At 71.6% G+C, this 22,224-nt stretch carries 18 protein-coding genes and 1 pseudogene (1 of these 19 running past the window's edge); 8 read left to right on the forward strand and 11 right to left on the reverse strand.

Translation table 11 applies throughout. The features are described 5' to 3' along the window. Window positions 1-20 precede the first annotated feature (20 nt). From MQV74_RS29590 to MQV74_RS29625, 9 genes and pseudogenes are all read right to left on the reverse strand, one after another. Window positions 21-1,064, reverse strand: coding sequence for an ABC transporter ATP-binding protein (locus tag MQV74_RS29590; RefSeq protein WP_242724425.1), 1,044 nt, complete (start codon window positions 1,062-1,064; stop codon window positions 21-23). 55 nt (window positions 1,065-1,119) lie between these two features. After that, the gene (locus tag MQV74_RS29595) at window positions 1,120-2,154 is read right to left on the reverse strand and encodes an ABC transporter ATP-binding protein (protein ID WP_242729221.1); all 1,035 of its coding nucleotides are present in this window, start codon (window positions 2,152-2,154) and stop codon (window positions 1,120-1,122) included. A 38-nt stretch (window positions 2,155-2,192) separates the two neighbouring features. Further along, window positions 2,193-3,119: an ABC transporter permease gene (locus tag MQV74_RS29600; protein WP_242724426.1), complete on the reverse strand. Its 927-nt coding sequence runs from the start codon at window positions 3,117-3,119 to the stop codon at window positions 2,193-2,195. Then, on the reverse strand, window positions 3,116-4,210 hold the full coding sequence (locus MQV74_RS29605) for an ABC transporter permease (protein WP_242724428.1): 1,095 nt from the start codon (window positions 4,208-4,210) through the stop codon (window positions 3,116-3,118). The genes MQV74_RS29600 and MQV74_RS29605 overlap by 4 nt, the downstream gene beginning before the upstream one ends. Window positions 4,211-4,251: 41 nt before the next feature. Then, on the reverse strand, window positions 4,252-6,108 hold the full coding sequence (locus MQV74_RS29610) for an ABC transporter substrate-binding protein (protein WP_242724429.1): 1,857 nt from the start codon (window positions 6,106-6,108) through the stop codon (window positions 4,252-4,254). Window positions 6,109-6,485: 377 nt separating this feature from the next. Then, the gene (locus MQV74_RS29615; protein ID WP_441349359.1) at window positions 6,486-9,248 is read right to left on the reverse strand and encodes a nucleotide-binding protein; all 2,763 of its coding nucleotides are present in this window, start codon (window positions 9,246-9,248) and stop codon (window positions 6,486-6,488) included. Window positions 9,249-9,458: 210 nt separating this feature from the next. Continuing rightward, window positions 9,459-9,587: pseudogene (locus tag MQV74_RS41530) on the reverse strand (SCO5717 family growth-regulating ATPase); the annotation flags it as partial. Window positions 9,588-9,960: 373 nt separating this feature from the next. Next, on the reverse strand, window positions 9,961-10,269 hold the full coding sequence (locus tag MQV74_RS29620) for a DUF397 domain-containing protein (protein ID WP_242724433.1): 309 nt from the start codon (window positions 10,267-10,269) through the stop codon (window positions 9,961-9,963). Window positions 10,270-10,380: 111 nt separating this feature from the next. After that, window positions 10,381-11,226 carry a hypothetical protein gene (locus tag MQV74_RS29625; RefSeq protein ID WP_242724437.1) on the reverse strand — a complete coding sequence of 282 codons (846 nt, stop codon included), beginning with the start codon at window positions 11,224-11,226 and terminating at the stop codon, window positions 10,381-10,383. Window positions 11,227-11,434: 208 nt separating this feature from the next. Between MQV74_RS29625 and MQV74_RS29630 the strand changes: the two genes are divergently transcribed. The 6 genes from MQV74_RS29630 (at window position 11,435) to MQV74_RS29655 (ending at window position 18,926) form a co-directional block, all read left to right on the forward strand. Then, a complete protein-coding gene (locus MQV74_RS29630; RefSeq protein ID WP_242724439.1) occupies window positions 11,435-13,078 on the forward strand; it encodes an outer membrane protein assembly factor BamB family protein in 1,644 nt (547 codons plus the stop codon). Between the two features lie 291 nt (window positions 13,079-13,369). Next, window positions 13,370-13,657, forward strand: coding sequence for a 30S ribosomal protein S15 (gene rpsO / locus MQV74_RS29635; RefSeq protein WP_055568703.1), 288 nt, complete (start codon window positions 13,370-13,372; stop codon window positions 13,655-13,657). A gap of 384 nt (window positions 13,658-14,041) precedes the next feature. Continuing rightward, window positions 14,042-16,270 carry a polyribonucleotide nucleotidyltransferase gene (locus MQV74_RS29640; RefSeq protein WP_242724441.1) on the forward strand — a complete coding sequence of 743 codons (2,229 nt, stop codon included), beginning with the start codon at window positions 14,042-14,044 and terminating at the stop codon, window positions 16,268-16,270. Further along, complete coding sequence (locus tag MQV74_RS29645; protein ID WP_242724442.1) at window positions 16,267-17,646, forward strand: M16 family metallopeptidase; 1,380 nt, start codon at window positions 16,267-16,269, stop codon at window positions 17,644-17,646. The genes MQV74_RS29640 and MQV74_RS29645 overlap by 4 nt, the downstream gene beginning before the upstream one ends. 60 nt (window positions 17,647-17,706) lie before the next feature. After that, complete coding sequence (gene dapB, locus MQV74_RS29650) at window positions 17,707-18,459, forward strand: 4-hydroxy-tetrahydrodipicolinate reductase (RefSeq protein ID WP_242724446.1); 753 nt, start codon at window positions 17,707-17,709, stop codon at window positions 18,457-18,459. 14 nt (window positions 18,460-18,473) lie between these two features. After that, on the forward strand, window positions 18,474-18,926 hold the full coding sequence (locus MQV74_RS29655) for a tetratricopeptide repeat protein (protein ID WP_138962143.1): 453 nt from the start codon (window positions 18,474-18,476) through the stop codon (window positions 18,924-18,926). Window positions 18,927-18,958: 32 nt separating this feature from the next. On the opposite strand, the gene MQV74_RS29660 is transcribed toward MQV74_RS29655, so the two are convergent. Both MQV74_RS29660 and MQV74_RS29665 read right to left on the reverse strand, forming a co-directional pair. Further along, window positions 18,959-19,519 carry a PH domain-containing protein gene (locus tag MQV74_RS29660; RefSeq protein WP_242724448.1) on the reverse strand — a complete coding sequence of 187 codons (561 nt, stop codon included), beginning with the start codon at window positions 19,517-19,519 and terminating at the stop codon, window positions 18,959-18,961. 144 nt (window positions 19,520-19,663) lie between these two features. After that, entirely contained in the window at window positions 19,664-19,903 is a 240-nt protein-coding gene (locus MQV74_RS29665; RefSeq protein ID WP_242724450.1) for a hypothetical protein, read from the reverse strand. Between the two features lie 427 nt (window positions 19,904-20,330). On the opposite strand from MQV74_RS29665, the gene dapA reads away from it, so the two are divergent. Together dapA and MQV74_RS29675 are read left to right on the forward strand one after the other, a co-directional pair. Beyond that, window positions 20,331-21,230 carry a 4-hydroxy-tetrahydrodipicolinate synthase gene (gene dapA / locus MQV74_RS29670; RefSeq protein ID WP_242724452.1) on the forward strand — a complete coding sequence of 300 codons (900 nt, stop codon included), beginning with the start codon at window positions 20,331-20,333 and terminating at the stop codon, window positions 21,228-21,230. A 129-nt stretch (window positions 21,231-21,359) separates the two neighbouring features. Further along, a protein-coding gene (locus tag MQV74_RS29675) for a ribonuclease J (protein ID WP_138962147.1) crosses the window boundary here: on the forward strand, window positions 21,360-22,224 show its 5' portion. The gene runs 821 nt beyond the window's last position; 865 of the gene's 1,686 nt are visible here — the first part of the coding sequence; its start codon is at window positions 21,360-21,362; its stop codon lies off the right edge, out of view.

Raw genomic sequence — 22,224 nt, forward strand, 5'->3', positions numbered from 1 at the left:
GAACGCCCCTCGGCCCGTCCTCAGTCGTCGGACGGGCTGTCCGGGTTCCGCGCCGCCGTCGCCCAGTGACAGGCCACTTGGGGGCCGCCCCCGCCTGACAGGACCGGCAGGTCCTTCGTACGGCAGTCCCGGGCCACCCCCGCCCGCTCCGCCTCGCCGCCGGCGAGGACCTGGCAGCGGACGTGGAAGCGGCAGCCCGACGGGACGCGGGACGGGTCCGGGGGCTCGCCGGTGAGCACCACGGGCTCGCCCTCCGCCTCCGGCAGCACCGACAACAGGGCCTTCGTGTACGGGTGCTGAGGTGCCGTCAGGACCTCTTCCACGGCGCCCGTCTCGACGATGCGGCCCAGGTACATCACCGCCACCCGGTCGGCGATGTTCCACGCCAGGCCCAGGTCGTGGGTCACGACGAGCGCGGAGAGGCCGAGCTCGTCCCGCAGCCGGAGCAGCAGGGCGAGGATCTCGCCGCGCACGGACGCGTCGAGGGAGGCCACCGGCTCGTCCGCGACGATGAGTTCGGGCTCCAGGACCAGCGCGCCCGCGATGACGACGCGCTGGCGCTGGCCGCCGGACAGCTCGTGCGGGTAGCGCAGGAAGAACCGCTCCGGCGGGCGCAGCCCCGCCCGTGACAGGGCCTCGGCGACGGCCGCCCGCTCGTCCCCCGCGTACCGGTGGATGCGCAGGCCCTCGGCGACCGCTTCGTACACCGTGTGCCGCGGGTTGAGCGACCCGCTCGGGTCCTGGAGCACCAGCTGGACGCGCTTGCGGTACGCCTTCAGGGCGCGGGAGCGGTGGCCGAGCGGCTTGCCGCCGAACGTGACCCGGCCCGAGGTGGGCGGCACGAGGCCGAGCAGCGAGCGCGCGAGGGTCGTCTTGCCGCAGCCGGACTCGCCGACGAGCGCGACGATCTCGCCCGGCCTGATGTGGAGGTCCACGCCGTCCACGGCCCGCGCCGGATCCGCGCCGTGCCGCCCGGGAAACGTGATGTGCAGGTCGTCGGCCGCGAGCAGCGGCGCCGCTGCCGCCGACGGCACGGGCGGCGTGGCGGGGGAGTGGGTGGTCATGCGCGTCTCCTCGCGGCCGGGGGCCAGGGCGGGCGGATCGGGGTACGCGGCCCGGTCACGGCGCCCCGTCCACGGCCGCGGGGGCCTGCTGGGCGGGGACCTGGGAGCCCACGTGCACACAGGCGGCCCGGTGGGCCGGGCCCGCGGCGCGGAGGGCCTGGTCCTGATCGGCGCAGGAGTCGAGGGCCACCGGGCAGCGCGGATGGAACGTACAGCCCGGCGGGAGCGCCGAGGGGTCCGGCGGGTCGCCGGGCAGGCCGCGCGGCGCGAACCGCGAGCCGGGGTCCCCGACGCGCGGGAAGGCCGCCGAGAGGGCCTTGCCGTAGGGGTGCTGCGCCCGCTCGTACACGTCCCGGGCCGGGCCCTCCTCGACGACGCGGCCCGCGTACATCACCGCGAGCCGGTCGCAGGTGTCGGCGAGCACCGCCAGATCGTGGCTGATCATGATCAGGCCGAGGTCCTGCTCGGCCACGAGCTGTTCGATCAGGCGCAGGATCTGCGCCTGGATCATCACGTCGAGGGCGGTCGTCGGCTCGTCCGCGATGATCAGGCGCGGATCGCAGGCGAGCGCCATGGCGATCATCACGCGCTGGCGCTGGCCGCCGGACAGCTCGTGCGGATAGGCGTCCGCGCGTGCGCCCGGAAGGCCCACGTGTTCGAGCAGCTCACGGGCCTTCTTCTTGGCGCCCGCGGGGGTCGCCTTCCGGTGCAGCAGGATCGGCTCGGCGATCTGATCGCCGATGCGGTGCACCGCGTTCAGCGAGTGCATGGCGCCCTGGAAGACCACGGAGGCGCCCGCCCAGCGGACCGCGCGCACCCGGCCCCACTTCATGGTGAGCACGTCCTCGCCGTCGAGGAGCACCTGCCCGGACACCCGCGTCCCCGCCGGAAGCAGCCGCAGCAGGGCCAGGGCGAGCGTGGACTTGCCGCAGCCGGACTCGCCCGCGACGCCCAGCTTCTGCCCGGCGCCCACGGTCAGGTCGACCCCGCGCACGGCGGCGGCCCCGGACGCGTACGTCACTTCGAGGTTCCTGACGTCGAGCAGGGGCTGCCCGGCGTCCTGCCCGGCCGCGGCCGGGGGGTCGGTCACGGTGTGCGCGGTGGTCACGGATGCCTCTGGTTCGGCGGTCAACGGGACACCCCCAGCCTGGGGTTGAGCACGGACTCCACGGCCCGCCCGCACAGCGTGAACGCGAGCGCGACCACGGCGATCGCGATGCCGGGCGGCGCCAGGTACCACCAGTCGCCCGCGCTGACGGCACCCGCCTCGCGGGCGTCCTGGAGCAGCCCGCCCCAGGAGACCGCGGTCGGGTCGCCGAGGCCGAGGAAGGCGAGCGTGGCCTCGGTGAGGATGGCGCCCGAGATGACGAGGGTCGTCTGCGCGAGCACCAGCGGCATGACGTTCGGCAGCACGTGACGGAGCATGATGTGGGTGTGCCCGCCGCCGAGGGCGCGGGCCCGCTCGATGTAGGGGCGGGACTCGACCGCCAGGGTCTGCGCGCGCACCAGACGCGCCGTCGTGGGCCAGGTCGTGACGCCGATGGCCAGGATGATCGTGCTCAGGGAGCCGGACATCACGACGGCCAGGGCGATCGCGAGCACCAGCGTGGGCATCACGAGGAACCAGTCGGTGACGCGCATCAGGACCGTCCCGTACCAGCCGCGGTAGTGCCCCGCCGTGATGCCCACGACCGTGCCGATGGCCACGGAGAGGAACGCGGCGAGCAGCCCGATGGTGAGGGAGATCCGCGCCCCGTACACCAGGAGCGCGAGCAGGTCGCGCCCGAACTGGTCGGTGCCGAGCGGGAATTCGCCGTTGGGTGACTCCATGGCGTCGCCCGGGGCCCGGGTGACGCTGTCCGCGTCCGAGCCGACGAGCAGCGGCGCGAAGACCGCGGCGAGAGAGATCAGGACGAGCACGGCGAGGCCGAAGAGCCCCGCCCGGTGCGTGCGGTACTCGCGCCAGAAGCGGGCCGCGGAGTGCCGTCGGCGCGCCCGGGCGAGGGCCCGGGGGTGGGGCGCCGGGGCCGGCGCGGCGCTGGTCTCGGTCGTCATCGTCCCACCCTCGGGTCGAGCAGCGGATAGACCACGTCGGCGACCGTGTTCATGAGGATCACCGCGGTGGCGAAGACGAAGAACAGGCCCTGCACCAGGGGCAGGTCGGGCACGCTCAGCGCCTGGTAGAAGAGGCTGCCGAGCCCCGGCCAGGAGAAGACGGTCTCGACGAGGATCGCGCCCGCCACCACCGTGCCCAGGTTCACGAACATCAGCGTGACCGTCGGCAGGAGCGCGTTCGGCACGGCGTGGCGGCGGCGCACCAGGTCGTCCCTGAGCCCCTTGGCGCGGGCGGTCGTCAGATAGTCGCTGCCCATCTCGTCGAGCAGCGAGGAGCGCATGACGAGCAGCGTCTGCGCGTACCCGACGGCGACGAGCGTGAGCACCGGCAGGATCATGTGGTGCGCCACGTCCACCACGTACGCGACGCCGGTCTCGTCGCCGCTCTCCATGCCGCCGGTCGGGAAGAGGCCGGGCAGCGGCCCCGCGCCCACCGAGAAGGTGATGATGAGCAGCAGGCCGAGCCAGAACGACGGCACCGAGTACAGCGTCAGGGCGAGTCCGGTGTGGAACCGGTCCCCGAGGCGGCCGTTGCGCCACGCCGCGCGGGTGCCGAGCCAGATGCCGAGGAGCGTGTAGAGGACGTACGCCGTCCCGGTGAGCCACAGCGTCGGCCCGAGCGCCTCGGTGATCTTGTCCATGACCGGGGCGTGGAACTGGTACGACGTGCCGAAGTCCCCGGTCAGGACGTTGCCGCAGTAGTCGGTGAACTGCTTCCACACCGGGTCGTCGAGGCCGAACTCGGCTCGCATCGCGGCCAGTTGCTCGCTCGACACGCGGCGCCCGCCGGTCATCTGCTTCACCGGGTCGCCCGGGATGAGCCGGAAGAGGAAGAAGCTCGTGACGAGCACGGCGAACATCGAGACGAGCGCGCCGCCGAGCTTGCCCGCGACGTACGTCAGATAGGCGGTGGTGTTGCGGGCCCGGGGGCCGCGGCTCCGGCGGCCGGCCGGTGTGGCGGGACCGCCGGACGCCGCGTCCTCTGCCTCGGCGGCGAGGAGCGCCGCCGCGCTGTTGTCTGCCGCGGTCATGCGGTGCTCGCTGTGTGGGGCGCGGGGTTCTTCGTCATCCGTTACTCGCGGTCCTCTGCGGTCGAGCGGCGGCGCAGGGCGATCAGGGCTCCGCCGCCCACGACCACGGCCGCGGCGACGGCGATACCGATGATGACACCGGTGGAGCCGCCCCCATCGGAATTGCCGTCCCCACTCGCCGGGGTCGCCGACCACCAACTCCAATAGCCGTCCTGGCCGTAAATGTTGCCCGCGGCCTCCGGCATGGTGGTGACGGACTTGATCTGGTCGGTGCGGTAGGCCTCGACGGCGTTCGGGTACGCCATCACGTTCATGTAGCCCGAGTCGTACAGCCAGGACTGCATCTGCCGGACGATCGCCGCGCGCTTGGCCGGGTCGTACTCCGCGAGCTGCTTCTCGTACAGTGCGTCGAACTTCTTGTCGCAGATGAAGTTGTCGGTGGCGGCGCTCTCCTTCGCCTTCTCGGGGAGCGCGGCGCAGGTGTGGATGCCGAGGACGAAGTCCGGGTCCGGATTCACCGACCAGCCGTCGAAGGCGAGGTCGTACTCACCGGCGTACCAGGGAACGGAGACGTCGTCGAGGCAGTTCACCTTGAGCCCGATGCCGAGGTCGCCCCACCACTCCTTGAGGTACTTCCCGACGGCCTTGTCGTTGGGGTCGGTGGCGTGGCAGAGGATGCGGAAGTCGAGGGGCTTGCCGTCCTTGCCGACGCGCTTGCCGTCGCCGTTCTTCTTGTACCCGGCCTTGTCGAGGAGGGACGCGGCCCGCTTCGGGTCGTACGCGAGCTTCTGGTCCGCGGACGGCTGCCAGGCGTACTCGGAGAAGCGCGGCGGAATGTATCCGGCGCCCTCGACGGCGTTGCCCTGGAAGACCTTGTCCACGATCGTCTTGCGGTCGACGGACAGGAACAGCGCCTGCCGCACCCGCTTGTCGAGCAGCGCGGGATGGCCGTCGCCGAACTTCTTCCCGTCCCGGGTCCGCGCCCCCGGATTGGTGGCGATGGCGAAGAAGCGCCGCCCGGGGCCGTTGTTCACCTTGATGTCGGCCTCGCCCTTGAGGCCGTTGGCCTGGGCGGGCGTGAGCGCGGGCTGCCCGGCGACGAAGGACACCTCGCCCTTCTTGAGCGCGGCGACGGCAGCGTCCTGGTCCTTGTACGTCTTGAAGACCAGCTCGTCGAACTTCGGCGCCCCGCGCCAGAAGTCCTTGTTGGCCTTCAGCCGCACGTACCGGTCGACCTTGAAGTCGGAGAGGACGAAGGGGCCGTTCCCGACGACGGGGAAGTCCTTGTCGTTGTTGAACTTGGAGAGGTCGTCGACCTTCTCCCAGACGTGCTTGGGCACGATGGGGACGTCGAGCGCCGCCATCGTCGACTGCGGCTTCTTCAGCTCGATGACGAGCCGGGTGGGGGAGGGTGCCGTCACCTTCTTGAAGTTGGTGACGAAGTTGGAGTTGGCGGTGGCCGTGCCCTCCTTGGACATGATCTTGTTGAACGTCCAGGCGGCGTCCTCGGCGGTCGCCTTCTTCCCGTCCGACCACTTCGAGTCGGACCGGATGGTGTACGTCCACGTGAGCTTGTCCGCCGACGGCTTCCACTCGGTGGCGAACCCCGGGACGGTGTGGTTGTCCTTCGGGTCGTAGTTCGTCAGGTACTCGTACGTCAGCCGGTGGATGCTGGTGCTGAGCAGCCGCTGGGCCAGGAACGGGCTGAGCGAGTCCACGCTCTGCGCGACCGCGACGGTGAGCGTCTTCTTGCCGCCCTTGGCGTGGGCCTGCTGCGGAGCCGGGTTGAGCGGCGTCGCGAGCCCGGCCGTGAGGCCGAGGGCGGCGAGGGCGCCGCCCGCGACGAGGAGCCGGGAGCGGCTCGTGCTGGTTCTGCCGTGCTGATCTCGTGTGTCCATGGGTCGGTGACCTCGCGTCATCGCTCGCGCAGGGATGGCTGGTTACGACTGAGTACGACTGGTGCACATGGGGTCGATCAAGGAGGGGCCCGCTGGATGCTGTGTGTCTACCAGCGCCAGTCTGCACGCGTCAACGGCCGGTGAACCCCATGTGGCCTGCGGAAATAACGAGTTGACCGGGATTTCATCCGCATTGGTCAAGACCACTGAAGCCTTCCAGGCCAGGGGGTGGTACCGCTGTGGGCAGCTGGTTCGCCCCGAGGGCGGAACGGGTGGGCACAGCCTTGATGCGGCGCCACCGTTCCACTGGGCATGCGCCCAAATGGGGCGGGCCCGCACCGAATGACGGCACGGGCCCGAAGGGGGTGGAACGAGAGCTACTGCTGAGGCGGAGCCACCGGCCCAGACCCCGGCTGGGGCTGCTGGGGGTAGCCCCCGGGGGCGCCCCCGTACGGCTGGGCCCCCGGCGCGGGATACCCCTGCTGCCCCGGCAGTGGCGGAGCCACCCGCGGCGGCGGATTCCCGTCCGAGGTCCACAGCCCCTGTGCCTGCTGCGCCCGGGTGAAGTCCTCACCCACCATCGCGGCCAGCGTGAAATACGCCTCCCGCACCTTCGGCCGCATCATGTCGAGATCGACTTCGGCCCCGGCGGCGAGGTGCTCGTCGAAGGGCACCACGACCACCCCCCGGCAGCGCGTCTCGAAGTGCGACACGATGTCCTCCACCTTGATCATCTTGCCGGTCTCGCGCACCCCGGAGATGACCGTGATGGACCGCTGCACCAGGTCCGCGTACCCGTGCGCGGAGAGCCAGTCCAGCGTCGTGGAGGCGCTGGACGCCCCGTCCACGGACGGCGTGGAGATGATGATGAGCTGGTCGGCGAGGTCGAGCACCCCGCGCATCGCGCTGTAGAGGAGCCCCGTGCCCGAGTCGGTCAGGATGATCGGGTACTGCTTGCCGAGGACGTCGATGGCGCGCCGGTAGTCCTCGTCGTTGAAGGTCGTGGACACGGCGGGGTCGACGTCGTTGGCGATGATCTCCAGGCCGGACGACGCCTGCGAGGTGAAGCGCCGGATGTCCATGTACGAGTTGAGGTACGGGATGGCCTGGACGAGGTCGCGGATGGTCGCCCCGGTCTCGCGCCGCACGCGCCGCCCGAGCGTGCCGGCGTCCGGGTTGGCGTCGATGGCGAGGATCTTGTCCTGCCGCTCGCTGGCGAGGGTGGAGCCGAGCGCGGTCGTCGTGGTCGTCTTGCCGACGCCGCCCTTGAGGCTGATGACGGCGATGCGGTAGCAGGAGAGCACCGGGGTGCGGATCAGCTCCAGCTTGCGCTGCCGCTCGGCCTCCTCCTTCTTGCCGCCGAGCCGGAACCGGGAGCCGCCGACGGGGCGGCTGCTCTTGGTCCTCTGCTTCTTGTTGTTGAGCAGCCGGTCGGAGGACAGCTCCACGGCCGCGGTGTACCCGAGCGGCGCCCCCGGGTTGGTGCGCTCGCGCTGATCGTGCCGCACGGGCTGCGGCCAGGCGGTTCCGGTCCGCGGGTCGACGGGGGCCTGCGGCTGGGGCTGCTGTGCCTGCGCGGCCTGGACGGGAGGCAGGGGCTGCGCGGGCGGGAGCGGCTGCGGGGCGGCCTGCGGCGGCTGGGCCTGCTGGGGCACGGGGGCCGGATGGGCGTAGGCCTGCTGCGGTGCGGCGGCGGCCTCGGGCGCGGCCGGGGCGGGGAAGCCGTACCCGCCCTGAGGCGCGGGCGCGACCGGCCCGGCGGGCGCGTTCCAGGCCTGCGGTACGGGCGCGGGGGCCTGGGGCTCGACGGGCGGCTGGGCCTGGGCCTGCGGCGCGGCCGGGGGCTGCGCCTCGCCACCGGGCGCGACCTGGTGCTGCGCGGGCCACTGCGGCGCGGCCGCCGGTGCGGCGGGCTGGAACGCGGGCGGCAGCGGCGGCAGCCCGCCCTGCGGCGCGGGCGGCGGACTCCACGCGGGCGGCGCGGCGTCGGGCACGGCTTCCGGCGCCGCCGGGGGAGCGACGGCCTCGGCCGGGGCGGCAGGCACGGCTTCCGGCGCCGCCGGGGGAATGACGGCCTCGACCGGTGCGGCGGGCCCGCCCGTGGGCGGCGGAGCGACGATCGGGGCCCCGGTGGGCGGCGGCAGGTTGACGGGCAGGCCGGTGGGCGCCGGAGTGTCGGCGACCGCGCCGAAGGAGGGCGGGGCGTCGAGGGGAGCCTCGGTGGACGGCGCGTCGACCGGCGGGGCGGAGGGGAACGCGTCCACGGCAGCCGCGGGGGCAGCGCTCTCCCCGCCCCCGGCCTCACCGGCGGCCCCGGCCTGAGCCGCACCGCTGACGGAGTCATCGGAAGCCGTGGCATGAGGAGCGGCGTCGGACACTGTGCCGAGGCGGGTCGTGGCGTGGGGCGTTGCGTCGGGGGCCGTGTCGAGGGGGGCTGGGGCCTGGGGGGCGGCAGTGTCGGGCACCGTGCCGAGGCGGGTCGTGGCGTGGGGCGTAGCGTCGGGGGCCGTGTCGAGGGGGGCTGGGGCCTGGGGGGCGGCAGTGTCGGGCACTGTGCCGAGGCGGGTCGTGGCGTGGGGCGTAGCGTCGGGGGCCGTGTCGAGGGGGGCTGGGGCCTGGGGAGCGGCAGCGCCGCGCACCGTGCCGAGGGAAGCCGAGCCCTGGGAAGCAGCGGCGTCGGACCTCGTGCCAGCGGAAGCCACCTCCTCGGACGCCCCATCCCTGGAGCCCGAGCCGCCGGAGGCCGCCTCTTCTGCGGCCGTCTCCCCGGCGGTCGCGTCGCCGGACGGCACCACACCCTCCGCGGCCACCTCCTCCGCGCCTGCACCCTCCGCAGCCGAAGGCTCCCCGACCTCGGCCGCGCCTTCGGCACCGCCCTCCGCCTCGGTCGCTCCAGCGCCCTCTGCCTCACCGGCGGCCCGGTCCTCGGCCCGGGCGGCACCCTGCTCGGCCATCTCCCGCTTCAGCGCGGCAGCGGAGAACCGCATGGTCGCCCCGCTCTCCAGGTCGCCACCCTCGGCACCCGCACCGGCGACAGCCCCGCTCCAGTCCGAGGCCCCGCCGGAGACGGGCGGAGTCGTGGGAGGCGGCGGCACGGTCCAGTCCCGCTGGAAACCGCTGCCGACGGGAAGTTTGGGCACGGCCGTCATGGGAGCAGGCGCAGGCGCAGGGACGGGCGTACCACCGGAATCACCAGCACCAGCCCCAGCGCCAGGACCAGCACTCGTACCAGCACCAGAAACGGAACCAGCGTCGGAGCCGACCGCCCCCACCGCCTCACCCCCAGAGGGAGGAGGCGTGGACACCGGCGGCGCGGCCGACGTGTCCTGGCTGCTGTCGGAGGCGTTCTGCGTGTACCAGGCGGGCGGGGCGTAGTCGATGGTGAACTCGCCCGTCGTCTCGGCAGCGGACTCCGCGTCGGACTGATCGTCGACGGGTGTGTCCCAGCCGCCGCGGATCTTGTCCCGATCGCTGTTCACAATGCCTCCTGGTGTGCTCGAGCACGCTCATGCCGTGATGGGGGGCGACCGTTCCTGTCGTCCGATCCGCCTGGCTCTCCCCGTGGGACGGACGCGTGTGCCCCGCTCGCGGGTTCTGACGTCGCGCCCCGTCCCAGCCTAATCACCAACAGCACGAGCACGGCAGGCCAGTCCGCCCCCGGAACGACGTCCTTCACGCCACGTCTCACTCAAGGAGGGTCAACGACTCCCCACCATCACGAGCAAACCGGTCGCACACCGCCAAACGCCATGAAAAGCCCCTGTGGACAAGGCGAGAGGGCGGAAGCGGCACTCACCGCTTCCGCCCTCTGCGGGCTCCTGGCGCACCCGGCCGCTCGGCCGGGCCCGCGCGTCACTCCGTCGGCTCGGCCGCGGGCATGCCACCGTTGTGCGGGGCGGGCTCCAGGTCGAACTCCCCGTCCCGCGCGCCCAGTACGAAGGCGTCCCACTCGGCCTTCGTGTACCGCAGCACGGTCTCGGGCGCGAGGGACGACCGCATCGCCACCGCGCCGTCCGGCAGCTGGGCGATCTCCACCCGCTCCTCGTGCGCCTCGGTGCCGGGGGCGCTCTTCCATTCGACTCCGGAGATGTCGAGAGCGTAGAGCTCGTTCTTCTCGCGCTCCTTGCGTGCCCTGACTTCCTCGTCCTGTGCCTCGGCCATGGCGGAACGGCCCCTTCCCGACGTACGAACGCGCTGTGCGCACACCCTACTTGGCGGCCGACGCCCGCGGAGCGCATACGACCGGTCACGGCCGCGCGGCCGCCCGCGGGGTCACGACTTCTTGAGCGCGGCCAGGGCGTCCCGGGCGTCCGACTTGATCATCTTCTCGACCTCCTGCTCGGAGGGCGCCTTGGAGCTGCCGCTCGTACTGCTCCCGTACCAACTCCACTGGAGCTCGAAGGTGAACCAGCCGTCCCGCACGGCCAGCGTCATGCCGCCGAACTCCTTGGGCCCCGTCTTGCTGCCCGTCGAGGACCGCTTCTCCACGACGAGGAAGGCCTCGTCCCCGAAGCCGTCGACGGACTTCGTCTCGTACGCGTACGCCCCTTGCGACCGGTCCTCGAACCCCTTGTAGAGGGAGGCGAACTCCCCCTCCGGCTCGCTCTTCTTGTGCCACTGCGCCGTGCTGTTGACGAAGACGCTGCTGTAGTCGCTCGCGCTCGCGTTCTTGTCCTTGAGGCTCCAGTTGCAGTTGTTGACGTCGAGGCCCTGCTGCCGGGACGCGTAGTGGCTGTTCGGATCGCTGCCGAGCCGCGACTCGTAGCGCTCCTTGAAGGCGTCGATGGTGACGGCGTCGCAGAGGTTCTTCTGGACGTGGTACCCGGCGAGGTCGGCCTCGTCGTCACCGCCCCCGAGCGTGCCGCCCGCGAACAGCACGCCCGCCCAGACCGCCGACGCGACCACCGCGCCGCCGAGGCCCCACACCCAAGGGGGCACGGGTCTCTTCGCCGCGGGTGGCGGCCCCTGGGGCGGGAACGCGGGCGGCTGCCCCGCCGGGGCCGGGGGCTGCGCGTAGGGGCTCGGGGGCACCGGGCCCGGCGGCTGCTGGAGGTAGGGGTTCTGCTGGTACGGATTCGGCTGCTGCGGGCCGGGCTGCTGCTGCGGCGGTATGGACATGGTGGGCAACGTACCCAACGCCCGTGCTGGAACCCGCCAGTCCGGAGGTATCCACGGCCCTCGCCCCACCGGCGGGAGGTCGGCAGGAGGACACCGGCGTACGGAGCCGCGCGGCCCTTCCGTACTCTGCCTTCGGCGCTGACCAGTTGACGTGCGGCGCCCCAGTGTCATCCCGCCTCTTGGTCGACCCGGAGAAAGGCGCCCCAGCGTGAGCCAAGGCCCACCCCGTTCCCAGTTCACCCAGTCCGTCCTGGCCGTGGACAACGCGCGCAAACAGCGCCGCACGCGCCTGCTCGCGGGCCTGGCCGGGCTCCTGGCCCTCGTGCTGTGCGCGGGCGGCTGGATGGTCTGGGCCGCGGCCGACGACGGCGAGGCGGGGAACCAGGGAGCGAAGGCCGTCCAGCAGGCGCCGGACGACATCAGGAACACCGTCGAGACGGCCCCGAGCTCCCCCGTGGGCCACCTGGCCGTCGACTACCGGGAGAAGGGGTTCGAGAAGCGGTTCGGCAGGGACGCCTCCGTGCGCGCCCCCGGCACCTGGGCGACGGACAAGACCCTCGTGCGCGGCGTGGGCGGCACCCTCAAGGGCTTCGAGCTCGGGACGTCCAAGGAGGTGTGGTCGACCGACCTGGGCGGACCCGTCTGCGGCACCACCCGGCACGTCACCGCGGACGGCCGCACGGCCGTCCTCTTCCAGGAGCCCCCGAAGCCCGCCGAGGACGACGACAAGAAGAGCGACGGCAAGGACAAGAAGAAGGACGGCAAGAACGACGACAAGAAGGGGAGCAAGAACAAGAAGAAGGGGAGCAAGAAGGACGACAAGAAGAAGAGCGACGACAAGGGGAAGGGCAAGGGCAAGAAGAAGGGCAAGGGCAAGAAGGACCGCGCCGACACCCCCGCCCCGGGCCCGTGCACCCGGCTCGCCCTCGTCGACCTCGACACCGGCAAGAAGCTCTGGCAGGCCGCGCTCCCCGACGCCGAGGACGCCTCCCCGACGAGCACGAACGTGACCCTGACCCGCGGGACGGTCACCGTCGCCTGGGGCCGGGGCTCCGTCGCGTACGACATGAAGGCCGGGAGGCCGCTCTGGCGGAACACGCGCCCCTCGGTGTGCGAGAACGCGGGCCTGGCCGGCGGGAACGTCCTGCTCGCCCTGCACCGGTGCGGCGCCGACGCCGACCGTACGTACCGCGTCCAGCGCCTCGACCCGCGGACGGGCAAGCCGCTGTGGACGTACAACGTGGCCAGCGGCGTGCAGAGCGTGCACCTCGTGTCGTCCGAGCCCGCCGTGGTGGCCGTCGCGGTCAGGGGCTCCGGCGTGGACAAGCTGCTCGCCCTCGACGACCTCGGCGCCTACCGGTCCACGGTCGACATGCCGGAGGGCCGCTACATCGACGACTGCTTCACGGCCCGCTTCGGGACCGTGGAGACCTGCGACGCGATCGTGGCGGAGCGCGACCGGCTGTTCCTCGCGACCAAGCCCAAGGACCCCGAGGTGAACCGGATCGTCTCGTTCGATCTGGCGACGGGCAAGGTCGTCCGCAGGTTCGACTCGCGGGGCCGCGGTGCGATGTACCCGCTGGAGCTCAGCGGCGGCAAGCTCCTCGCCTTCCGGGGGAGTGCCGACGGAGTCGCCCCGGACGCCGTCGTGAGCCTGGACCCGGAATCGGGCAGGGAGACCCCGTTCCTGCTGTTCAGCGTCCCGGATGCCGCCGGACCCGTGAAGCCGGGGGAGACCGACGTGCTCGTCGAGGGCGGCCGGGTCTTCATCGCCCCCAAGGAGCTGCGCGCCGAGCGGGGCGAGGACGGGGAGGGCGCGGCCTACGGCGCCCTGGGCGTCGAGGGGGCGTGACCGGCGGAAACCTGGCGCGCGACCCCCGGCAGCGCATCATGGGACCGGCCCCGGACCGCCCCCACGCCGGTCGCGGAGAGCCGACACGCCCAGGCTGGTACGCTGTGTAACGCTCGCTTGTCTGCGCACATCCCCAGGCCCCCGGCCGGTGGACCGCGCGACGCGGCATCCCGCCGCAAGGCGGACCCCACCTCTCCCGGGTGGACCCCCTGCCTCCCGAGTACCGGAAGCACCCCTGAGAAGAAGACCAGGGGCGCTCGGAGGCGAACAAAGACATCACAAGGAGTTCGCGTGTCGCTCGACGCCGCCACGAAGAAGCAGATCATGACCGAGTTCGGCCAGAAGGAGGGCGACACCGGCTCCCCCGAGGTCCAGGTCGCGCTGCTCTCCCGCCGCATCTCGGACCTGACCGAGCACCTGAAGACGCACAAGCACGACCACCACTCCCGTCGTGGTCTGCTGATCCTGGTCGGCCAGCGTCGCCGCCTGCTTCAGTACCTGGCCAAGAAGGACATCCAGCGCTTCCGCGCCCTGGTCGAGCGCCTCGGCATCCGCCGCGGTGCGGCGGGCGCCAAGTAAGACGCCGTGAAGGGAGCGGTTCCCACTCGAAGCACTCGAAGGGGGCCGCTCCCTTTGCTGTACGTGCGCGGTGTCACCGACGCTTTGTAGTCTGGTGACGTCCGACACAGCCCCGGACGTGCAAGCGGGGCCCGGCGCGCCCGCGCGGGCCTCACCGCACGACCACGGGCACAACCACATAAGGAGAGGCGCACCCAGCCGCCGCCGGTCCTCGGTAGTGGTCTCCGGGATACGCGAGTACGAGTCCCCGGGGGCTTCGATCGAAGACCGGCCCGCACCCACGGCGCGCTTCTCCGCACCGCTCCCACGCCACACGGGCAGGGGCGGACCCCGGGCCACACGGGCCCAGGGGTGAAAAGACGATACGTAACGGAGAAACCGCTAGTGGAGAACGAGACCCACTACGCCGAAGCCGTCATCGACAACGGCACCTTCGGCACCCGCACCATCCGCTTCGAGACGGGCCGCCTGGCCCGTCAGGCCGCCGGCTCCGCCGTCGCCTACCTGGACGACGACACGATGGTCCTCTCGGCCACCACCGCGTCCAAGAAGCCCAAGGACCAGCTCGACTTCTTCCCCCTGACGGTGGACGTCGAGGAGCGGATGTACGCGGCCGGGAAGATCCCCGGTTCCTTCTTCCGTCGTGAGGGCCGTCCCTCCGAGGACGCCATCCTCACCTGCCGCCTCATCGACCGCCCGCTGCGCCCGTCCTTCAAGAAGGGCCTGCGCAACGAGATCCAGGTCGTCGAGACGATCATGGCGCTCAACCCCGACCACCTGTACGACGTGGTCGCGATCAACGCCGCCTCCTGCTCCACGCAGCTCGCCGGCCTGCCCTTCTCGGGCCCGATCGGCGGCACGCGCGTGGCGCTCATCAAGGGCCAGTGGGTCGCCTTCCCGACGCACACCGAGCTCGAGGACGCCGTCTTCGACATGGTCGTCGCCGGTCGCGTCCTCGAGGACGGCGACGTCGCGATCATGATGGTCGAGGCCGAGGCCACCGAGAAGACCATCGAGCTCGTCAAGGGCGGCGCCGAGGCGCCGACCGAAGAGGTCGTGGCCGCCGGCCTCGAGGCCGCGAAGCCCTTCATCAAGGTCCTCTGCAAGGCCCAGTCGGACCTCGCCGCCAAGGCCGCCAAGCCCACCGGTGAGTTCCCGATCTTCCTCGACTACGAGGACGACGTGCTCGAGGCCCTCACGGCCGCCGTCAAGCCCGAGCTCGCCCAGGCGCTGACCATCGCGGGCAAGCAGGAGCGCGAGACCGAGCTGGACCGCGTCAAGGCGCTGGCCGGCGAGAAGCTGCTCCCGGAGTTCGAGGGCCGCGAGAAGGAGATCTCCGCCGCGTACCGCTCGCTGACCAAGTCCCTGGTCCGTGAGCGCGTCATCAAGGAGAAGAAGCGCATCGACGGCCGCGGTGTCACCGACATCCGCACCCTGGCCGCCGAGGTCGAGGCCATCCCGCGCGTGCACGGCTCCGCCCTGTTCGAGCGCGGCGAGACCCAGATCCTGGGCGTGACGACGCTGAACATGCTCCGGATGGAGCAGCAGCTCGACACGCTTTCCCCGGTGACGCGCAAGCGCTACATGCACAACTACAACTTCCCGCCGTACTCCACCGGCGAGACCGGCCGCGTCGGCTCCCCCAAGCGCCGCGAGATCGGCCACGGCGCCCTCGCCGAGCGCGCCCTCACGCCGGTGCTCCCGACGCGCGAGGAGTTCCCCTACGCGATCCGTCAGGTCTCCGAGGCCCTCGGGTCCAACGGCTCGACGTCCATGGGCTCCGTCTGCGCCTCCACCATGTCGCTGCTGAACGCCGGTGTGCCCCTGAAGGCCCCCGTCGCCGGCATCGCCATGGGTCTGATCTCCCAGGAGATCGACGGCGAGACGCACTACGTCACCCTCACCGACATCCTCGGTGCGGAGGACGCCTTCGGCGACATGGACTTCAAGGTCGCCGGCACCAAGGAGTTCGTGACCGCCCTCCAGCTCGACACCAAGCTGGACGGCATCCCGGCCTCCGTCCTGGCCGCCGCCCTGAAGCAGGCCCGCGACGCCCGCCTGCACATCCTCGACGTGATGATGGAAGCGATCGACGTTCCGGACGAGATGTCCCCGAACGCGCCGCGGATCATCACCGTCAAGATCCCGGTGGACAAGATCGGTGAGGTCATCGGCCCGAAGGGCAAGATGATCAACCAGATCCAGGAGGACACCGGCGCCGACATCACGATCGAGGACGACGGCACCATCTACATCGGTGCCGCCGACGGCCCGGCCGCCGAGGCCGCCCGCGCCACGATCAACGGCATCGCCAACCCGACCATGCCGGAGGTCGGCGAGCGCTACCTGGGCACCGTCGTGAAGACGACGACCTTCGGCGCGTTCGTGTCGCTGCTCCCGGGCAAGGACGGTCTGCTGCACATCTCGCAGATCCGCAAGCTCGCCGGCGGCAAGCGCGTGGAGAACGTCGAGGACGTCCTCGGCGTGGGCCAGAAGGTCCAGGTCGAGATCGCCGAGATCGACTCCCGCGGCAAGCTCTCCCTGATCCCCGTGATCGAGGGCGAGGACGACGCCGACAAGGCCGAGGACACGAAGGACGACGCCGCCAAGTGACGTCCCGTAGCTCCAAGGCGACGGCCCGCACCTCCTCGGAGGCGCGGGCCGTCGCCCGTACCCAAACCTTGATCAAGGGCAGCAACGGCATCGGCACGGTCCGTAAGACCACCCTCCCCGGAGGGCTGCGCGTCGTCACCGAGACCCTCCCGTCGGTCCGCTCGGCCACCTTCGGCATCTGGGCCCACGTGGGCTCCCGCGACGAGACGCCGTCCCTGAACGGCGCGACGCACTACCTGGAGCACCTCCTCTTCAAGGGCACCAGGAAGCGCAGCGCCCTGGACATCTCCTCCGCGATCGACGCCGTCGGCGGGGAGATGAACGCCTTCACGGCCAAGGAGTACACGTGCTACTACGCGCGCGTGCTCGACACCGACCTGCCGCTGGCCATCGACGTGGTCTGCGACATGCTCACCGGCTCGCAGATCCGCCAGGAGGACGTCGACGCCGAGCGCGGCGTCATCCTCGAAGAGATCGCGATGACGGAGGACGACCCGGGCGACTGCGTGCACGACCTGTTCGCGCACACGATGCTCGGTGACACCCCCCTGGGCCGCCCGGTCCTCGGCACGGTCGACACGATCAACGCCCTCACCGCGGACCGCATCCGCCGCTTCTACAAGCGGCACTACGACCCCACCCACCTGGTCGTCGCCGCCGCGGGCAACGTGGACCACCAGAAGGTCGTCCGCCAGGTCCGCGCCGCGTTCGACAAGGCGGGCGCCCTCACGCGCACCGACGCCACGCCCATCGCCCCGCGCGCGGGCGTGCGCCGCGTACGCACCACGGGCCAGGTCGAGGTCATCGACCGCAAGACCGAGCAGGCCCACGTCATCCTCGGCATGCCGGGCCTGGCCCGCACCGACGAGCGCCGCTGGGCCATGGGCGTGCTGAACACCGCGCTCGGCGGCGGCATGTCCTCGCGCCTGTTCCAGGAGGTCCGCGAGAAGCGGGGCCTGGCCTACAGCGTGTACTCGTACACCTCGGCGTTCGCCGACGCCGGACTGTTCGGCGTGTACGCGGGCTGCCGCCCCAGCCAGGTCCACGACGTCCTCAAGATCTGCCGGGACGAGCTCGACCACGTCGCCGAGCACGGTCTGACGGACGACGAGATCAGGCGGGCGATAGGCCAGCTGGCGGGCTCCACGGTCCTCGGCCTCGAGGACACCGGCGCGATCATGAACCGCATCGGCAAGAGCGAGCTGTGCTGGGGCGAGCAGATGTCGGTCGACGACATGCTGGCCAGGATCGCGGAGGTCACCCCGGACGAGGTGCGCGAGGTGGCCCGCGACATCCTGGGGCAGCGCCCGTCGCTCTCCGCGATAGGCCCGCTGAAGGACAAGCAGGCCGCCCGCCTGCACGAAGCGGTGGCCTAGGCCCGGGACTCCCGGACCAAGACCCCGTCCGACTCATAACTCGGTTAAGGAAACAGGCAGATGAGCAAGCTGCGCGTGGCGGTCATCGGCGCCAAGGGCCGGATCGGCTCCGAGGCCGTACGAGCCGTCGAGGCGGCCGACGACATGGAACTGGTGGCGGCCCTCGGCCGCGGCGACAAGCTGGAGGCGCTGGTCGAGGCCGGCGCCCAGGTCGCGGTCGAGCTGACCACGCCCGGTTCTGTGATGGGCAACCTCGACTTCTGCGTCCGGCACGGCATCCACGCCGTCGTCGGTACGACGGGCTGGACCGACGAGCGCCTCGCGCAGCTGCGCACCTGGCTGGACGCCGCCCCGGGCACCGGCGTCCTGATCGCGCCGAACTTCTCCATCGGCGCGGTCCTCACCATGAGGTTCGCGCAGCTCGCGGCGCCCTACTTCGACTCCGTCGAGGTCGTCGAGCTGCACCACCCGCACAAGGCCGACGCCCCCAGCGGGACCGCCACGCGCACCGCCCAGCTCATCGCCGAGGCGCGCCGGGCGGCGGGCAGCGCCCCGCAGCCGGACGCCACGGAGACCGCCCTCGAGGGCGCCCGCGGCGCGGACGTCGACGGCGTCCGCGTGCACGCGGTGCGGCTGAACGGCCTCCTCGCCCACCAGGAGGTCCTGCTCGGCGGCGAGGGCGAGACCCTCACGATCCGCCACGACTCGCTGCACCACAGCAGCTTCATGCCGGGCATCCTCCTGGGCGCCCGCCGGGTGGTGGAGACTCCGGGCCTCACCTTCGGCCTGGAACACTTCCTGGATCTGGACTGAGCCGAGCCGAAGCCATGCGCGCAAAGATCACCTACGCCGTCACGGCCGCCGTCCTGGTCGTCTACTTCGTCCTGGTCGGCAGCCGTGGCGTGCTGCTCATACAGCACGGCACCGTGCTCACCGTGACCTTCGGGGTCGCGGTGCTCGTCCTGCCGGTCATCGGCGTGTGGTTCCTGTGGCAGAACACGCGCTTCGTCCAGCGGGCCAACCGGCTCGCGGCCGAGCTGGAGGCCGAAGGCGGCCTGCCCGTCGACGAGTTGAGGCGCACGCCCAGCGGGCGCATCGACCGCGACTCGGCCGACGAGGTCTTCGCCCGGCGCAAGGCCGAGACGGAGGACACCCCGGACGACTGGCGCTGCTGGTTCCGCCTCGCCATCGCCTACCACGACGCCCGGGACACCCCCCGCGCGCGCAAGGCCATGCAGCGGGCCATCGCCCTGCACGAGGGCAGGCCGCTGAGCGTCTGAGGGCCCGCGCCCGGATGCCGTACGCGCGCGGGCTAGGCCGTACGGCCGTATTCGTCGGCCCACACCTCGATGGTGTCGGCGGCCCGGTCGAAGGCGGTGCGGCGCGCGAGGAAGTCCGCCCCGCGGTCGGTGAGCAGCGTCGCCCGCTCGCCCGCGGGCCGGTCGAGGCGGACGAGCGTCAGCGCCTGTCCCTGCACCGTGCGGGGCAGGCCGAGCCACCGCACGGGCTGCTGAATGGTGCGCACGGAGGCGATCCGCGCCCACGGCACGGTCCGGGTGCGGAAGAAGGTCACGTGCCGCAGGCCGTGCGCGCTGACCCAGGTGCCCACGCGCAGCAGCCGGACGGCGGCGCAGATGACGAGGACGGCCACGCCCACGCAGATGCCCGCGCCCGGCAGGGCGCCCGCGAAGGCGATGATCACGGCGGCCACGAGGACGAACGAGGCGAGGAGCAGCAGGACCGCGGCGGCGGCCACGCGCCAGGGACCCGGGCGGTAGGGCCGCCGCCAGTGGTCGCGGTCGTCGAACGGGAGCGCGGCGTCCTTGCCCGCGTCGTCGAAAGCGCGGTCCGCGGTCAGGAAAGGCAGGGGCACGGCTGGTCCTCACTCACTCCACGCACGGGTTGTGCCCGGTGAGGCTATCGAGCCGTGTCCCCTGCTACCAGCGTTGGGGGCCCAAGGGGGTGCCCGACGGGGCCAAGGGGGTGCCTCGGCGCCCGTCCGTGTCGTACGCGGCCGTCAGCGGCCGTCGGAGGCCTCGGACTGCTGGGTCTTGGCGGGCGACTGGTCGGCGGACATCGCGGGCATGCCGAAGAGCACGGAGCCCACGAGACCGGCGACCACGGTGAGCCCGATGAGCGTACGGCCCACGAGCTGACCGGCCGTGGCGCGCTCACGGGGTGGGGGAGTGACATTGCTGCGGAACTTGTCGGCTTCGGCGATGAAGGCGAACGGGACGGGCTCTCGCCGACGGAACATGGGGCGCGCTTCTCCTCACGAGTCTCGAACGGAACTCTGTCACCTACACAGACGCTCGAATCGACCAAAAGGTGCCCAGTTTCGGCAAATTCGCCGAAGATTGTCATGAGGGATCACCACACGGCCGATTGCCGGGACTGCGCCCCGGAGCGGTCACCGTCCCGCGACGCACGCCGAGTTCGACGGCCGCGCTCCCGGCCGTCCCGGCCGCCGCACCGGGGCACATCCGGCCCGGCACGGCACAGATGTACGGATGAGCCGACGGAAGTGTCCGTATTGCGGCTTTTCTAGAAGTTCATCTAGCCTGATCAAACGGACCCGGCACTGCTTGAACCCCCGAGCAGGCAGTGCCGGGCTCCCTGAGTGTCAGACCCAGCACATCCCCCGAGGGGCGACCCCGCGCTGAGCAGCGAGTAGCGTGTTACCCATGGCTCCGACCTCGACTCCGCAGACCCCCTTCGGGCGGGTCCTCACCGCCATGGTCACGCCCTTCAGGGCGGACGGCGCACTCGACCTCGACGGCGCGCAGCAGCTCGCCGCCCACCTGGTGGACGCAGGCAACGACGGCCTGATCGTCAACGGCACCACCGGCGAGTCCCCGACCACCAGCGACGCGGAGAAAAACGAGCTCGTACGGGCCGTCCTCGAAGCGGTCGGCGACCGCGCCCACGTCGTCGCCGGCGTCGGCACCAACGACACCCGCCACAGCATCGAGCTGGCCCGCGCCGCCCAGGCCGCCGGTGCCCACGGCCTGCTGACGGTCACCCCGTACTACAACAAGCCCCCGCAGGAAGGCCTCTACCGGCACTTCACCGCGATCGCCGACGCCACCGAGCTGCCGGTGATGCTGTACGACATCCCGGGACGCAGCGGCGTACCGATCAACACCGAGACGATCGTGCGTCTCGCCGAGCACCCGCGTATCGTCGCCAACAAGGACGCCAAGGGTGACCTCGGCCGAGCCGGCTGGGCGATCGCCCGCTCCGGTCTCGCCTGGTACTCCGGTGACGACATGCTCAACCTGCCGCTCCTCTCGGTCGGCGCGTGCGGCTTCGTCTCCGTGGTCGGCCACGTGGTCACGCCCGAGCTGCGCGCCCTGCTGGAGGCGTACCTCAACGGCGACGTGCAGAAGGCCACGGAGATCCACCAGAAGCTCCTTCCGGTCTTCACGGGCATGTTCCGTACGCAGGGAGTGATCACCAGCAAGGCGGCGCTCGCCCTGCAGGGACGCCCCGCGGGACCGCTGCGGCTGCCGCTCGTGGAGCTCTCGCCGGAGGAGACGGCCCAGCTCAAGATCGATCTTGCGGCCGGCGGGGTACAGCTCTAAACACAGACTTCACAACTCAATACGCAACACATCGCAGGCCAGGTGCCTGCACCCACAACTGCTACTGCACGAACGTCACGCGCGCCACGTGCCCCGGAGGTACGTGGCGCGCGTGGTGAGGAGAGTCTTTTGAGTCATCCGCATCCTGAACTCGGCGCTCCGCCGAAGCTCCCGAAGGGCGGTCTGCGGGTCACCCCGCTCGGCGGCCTCGGCGAGATCGGCCGGAACATGACGGTCTTCGAGTACGACGGGCGTCTGCTGATCGTCGACTGCGGAGTGCTCTTCCCCGAGGAGGAGCAGCCCGGAATCGACCTGATCCTGCCGGACTTCACGTCCATCCGTGACCGCCTCGACGACATCGAGGGCATCGTCCTCACGCATGGCCACGAGGACCACATCGGCGGTGTCCCCTTCCTCCTGCGCGAGAAGCCGGACATCCCGCTGATCGGCTCCAAGCTGACCCTCGCCCTGATCGAGGCGAAGCTCCAGGAGCACCGCATCCGCCCGTACACGCTCGAGGTCGCCGAGGGCGACCGGGAGCGTCTCGGCCCCTTCGACTGCGAGTTCGTCGCGGTCAACCACTCCATCCCGGACGCCCTCGCGGTCGCGATCCGCACGCCCGCGGGCATGGTCGTGCACACGGGCGACTTCAAGATGGACCAGCTGCCGCTGGACCGGCGCCTGACGGACCTGCACGCGTTCGCGCGACTGAGCGAGGAGGGCATCGACCTCCTCCTCTCCGACTCGACGAACGCCGAGGTCCCGGGCTTCGTCCCGCCCGAGCGGGAGATCTCGAACGTCCTGCGGCAGGTCTTCGCGGGTGCCCGCAAGCGCATCATCGTGGCGAGCTTCGCCAGCCACGTCCACCGCATCCAGCAGATTCTGGACGCGGCGCACGAGTACGGCCGCCGGGTCGCCTTCGTCGGCCGCTCGATGGTCCGGAACATGGGCATCGCCCGTGACCTCGGCTATCTGCGGGTACCGCCGGGCCTGG

The organism is Streptomyces sp. AN091965 (assembly GCF_022698285.1).
Lineage (GTDB): Bacteria > Actinomycetota > Actinomycetes > Streptomycetales > Streptomycetaceae > Streptomyces.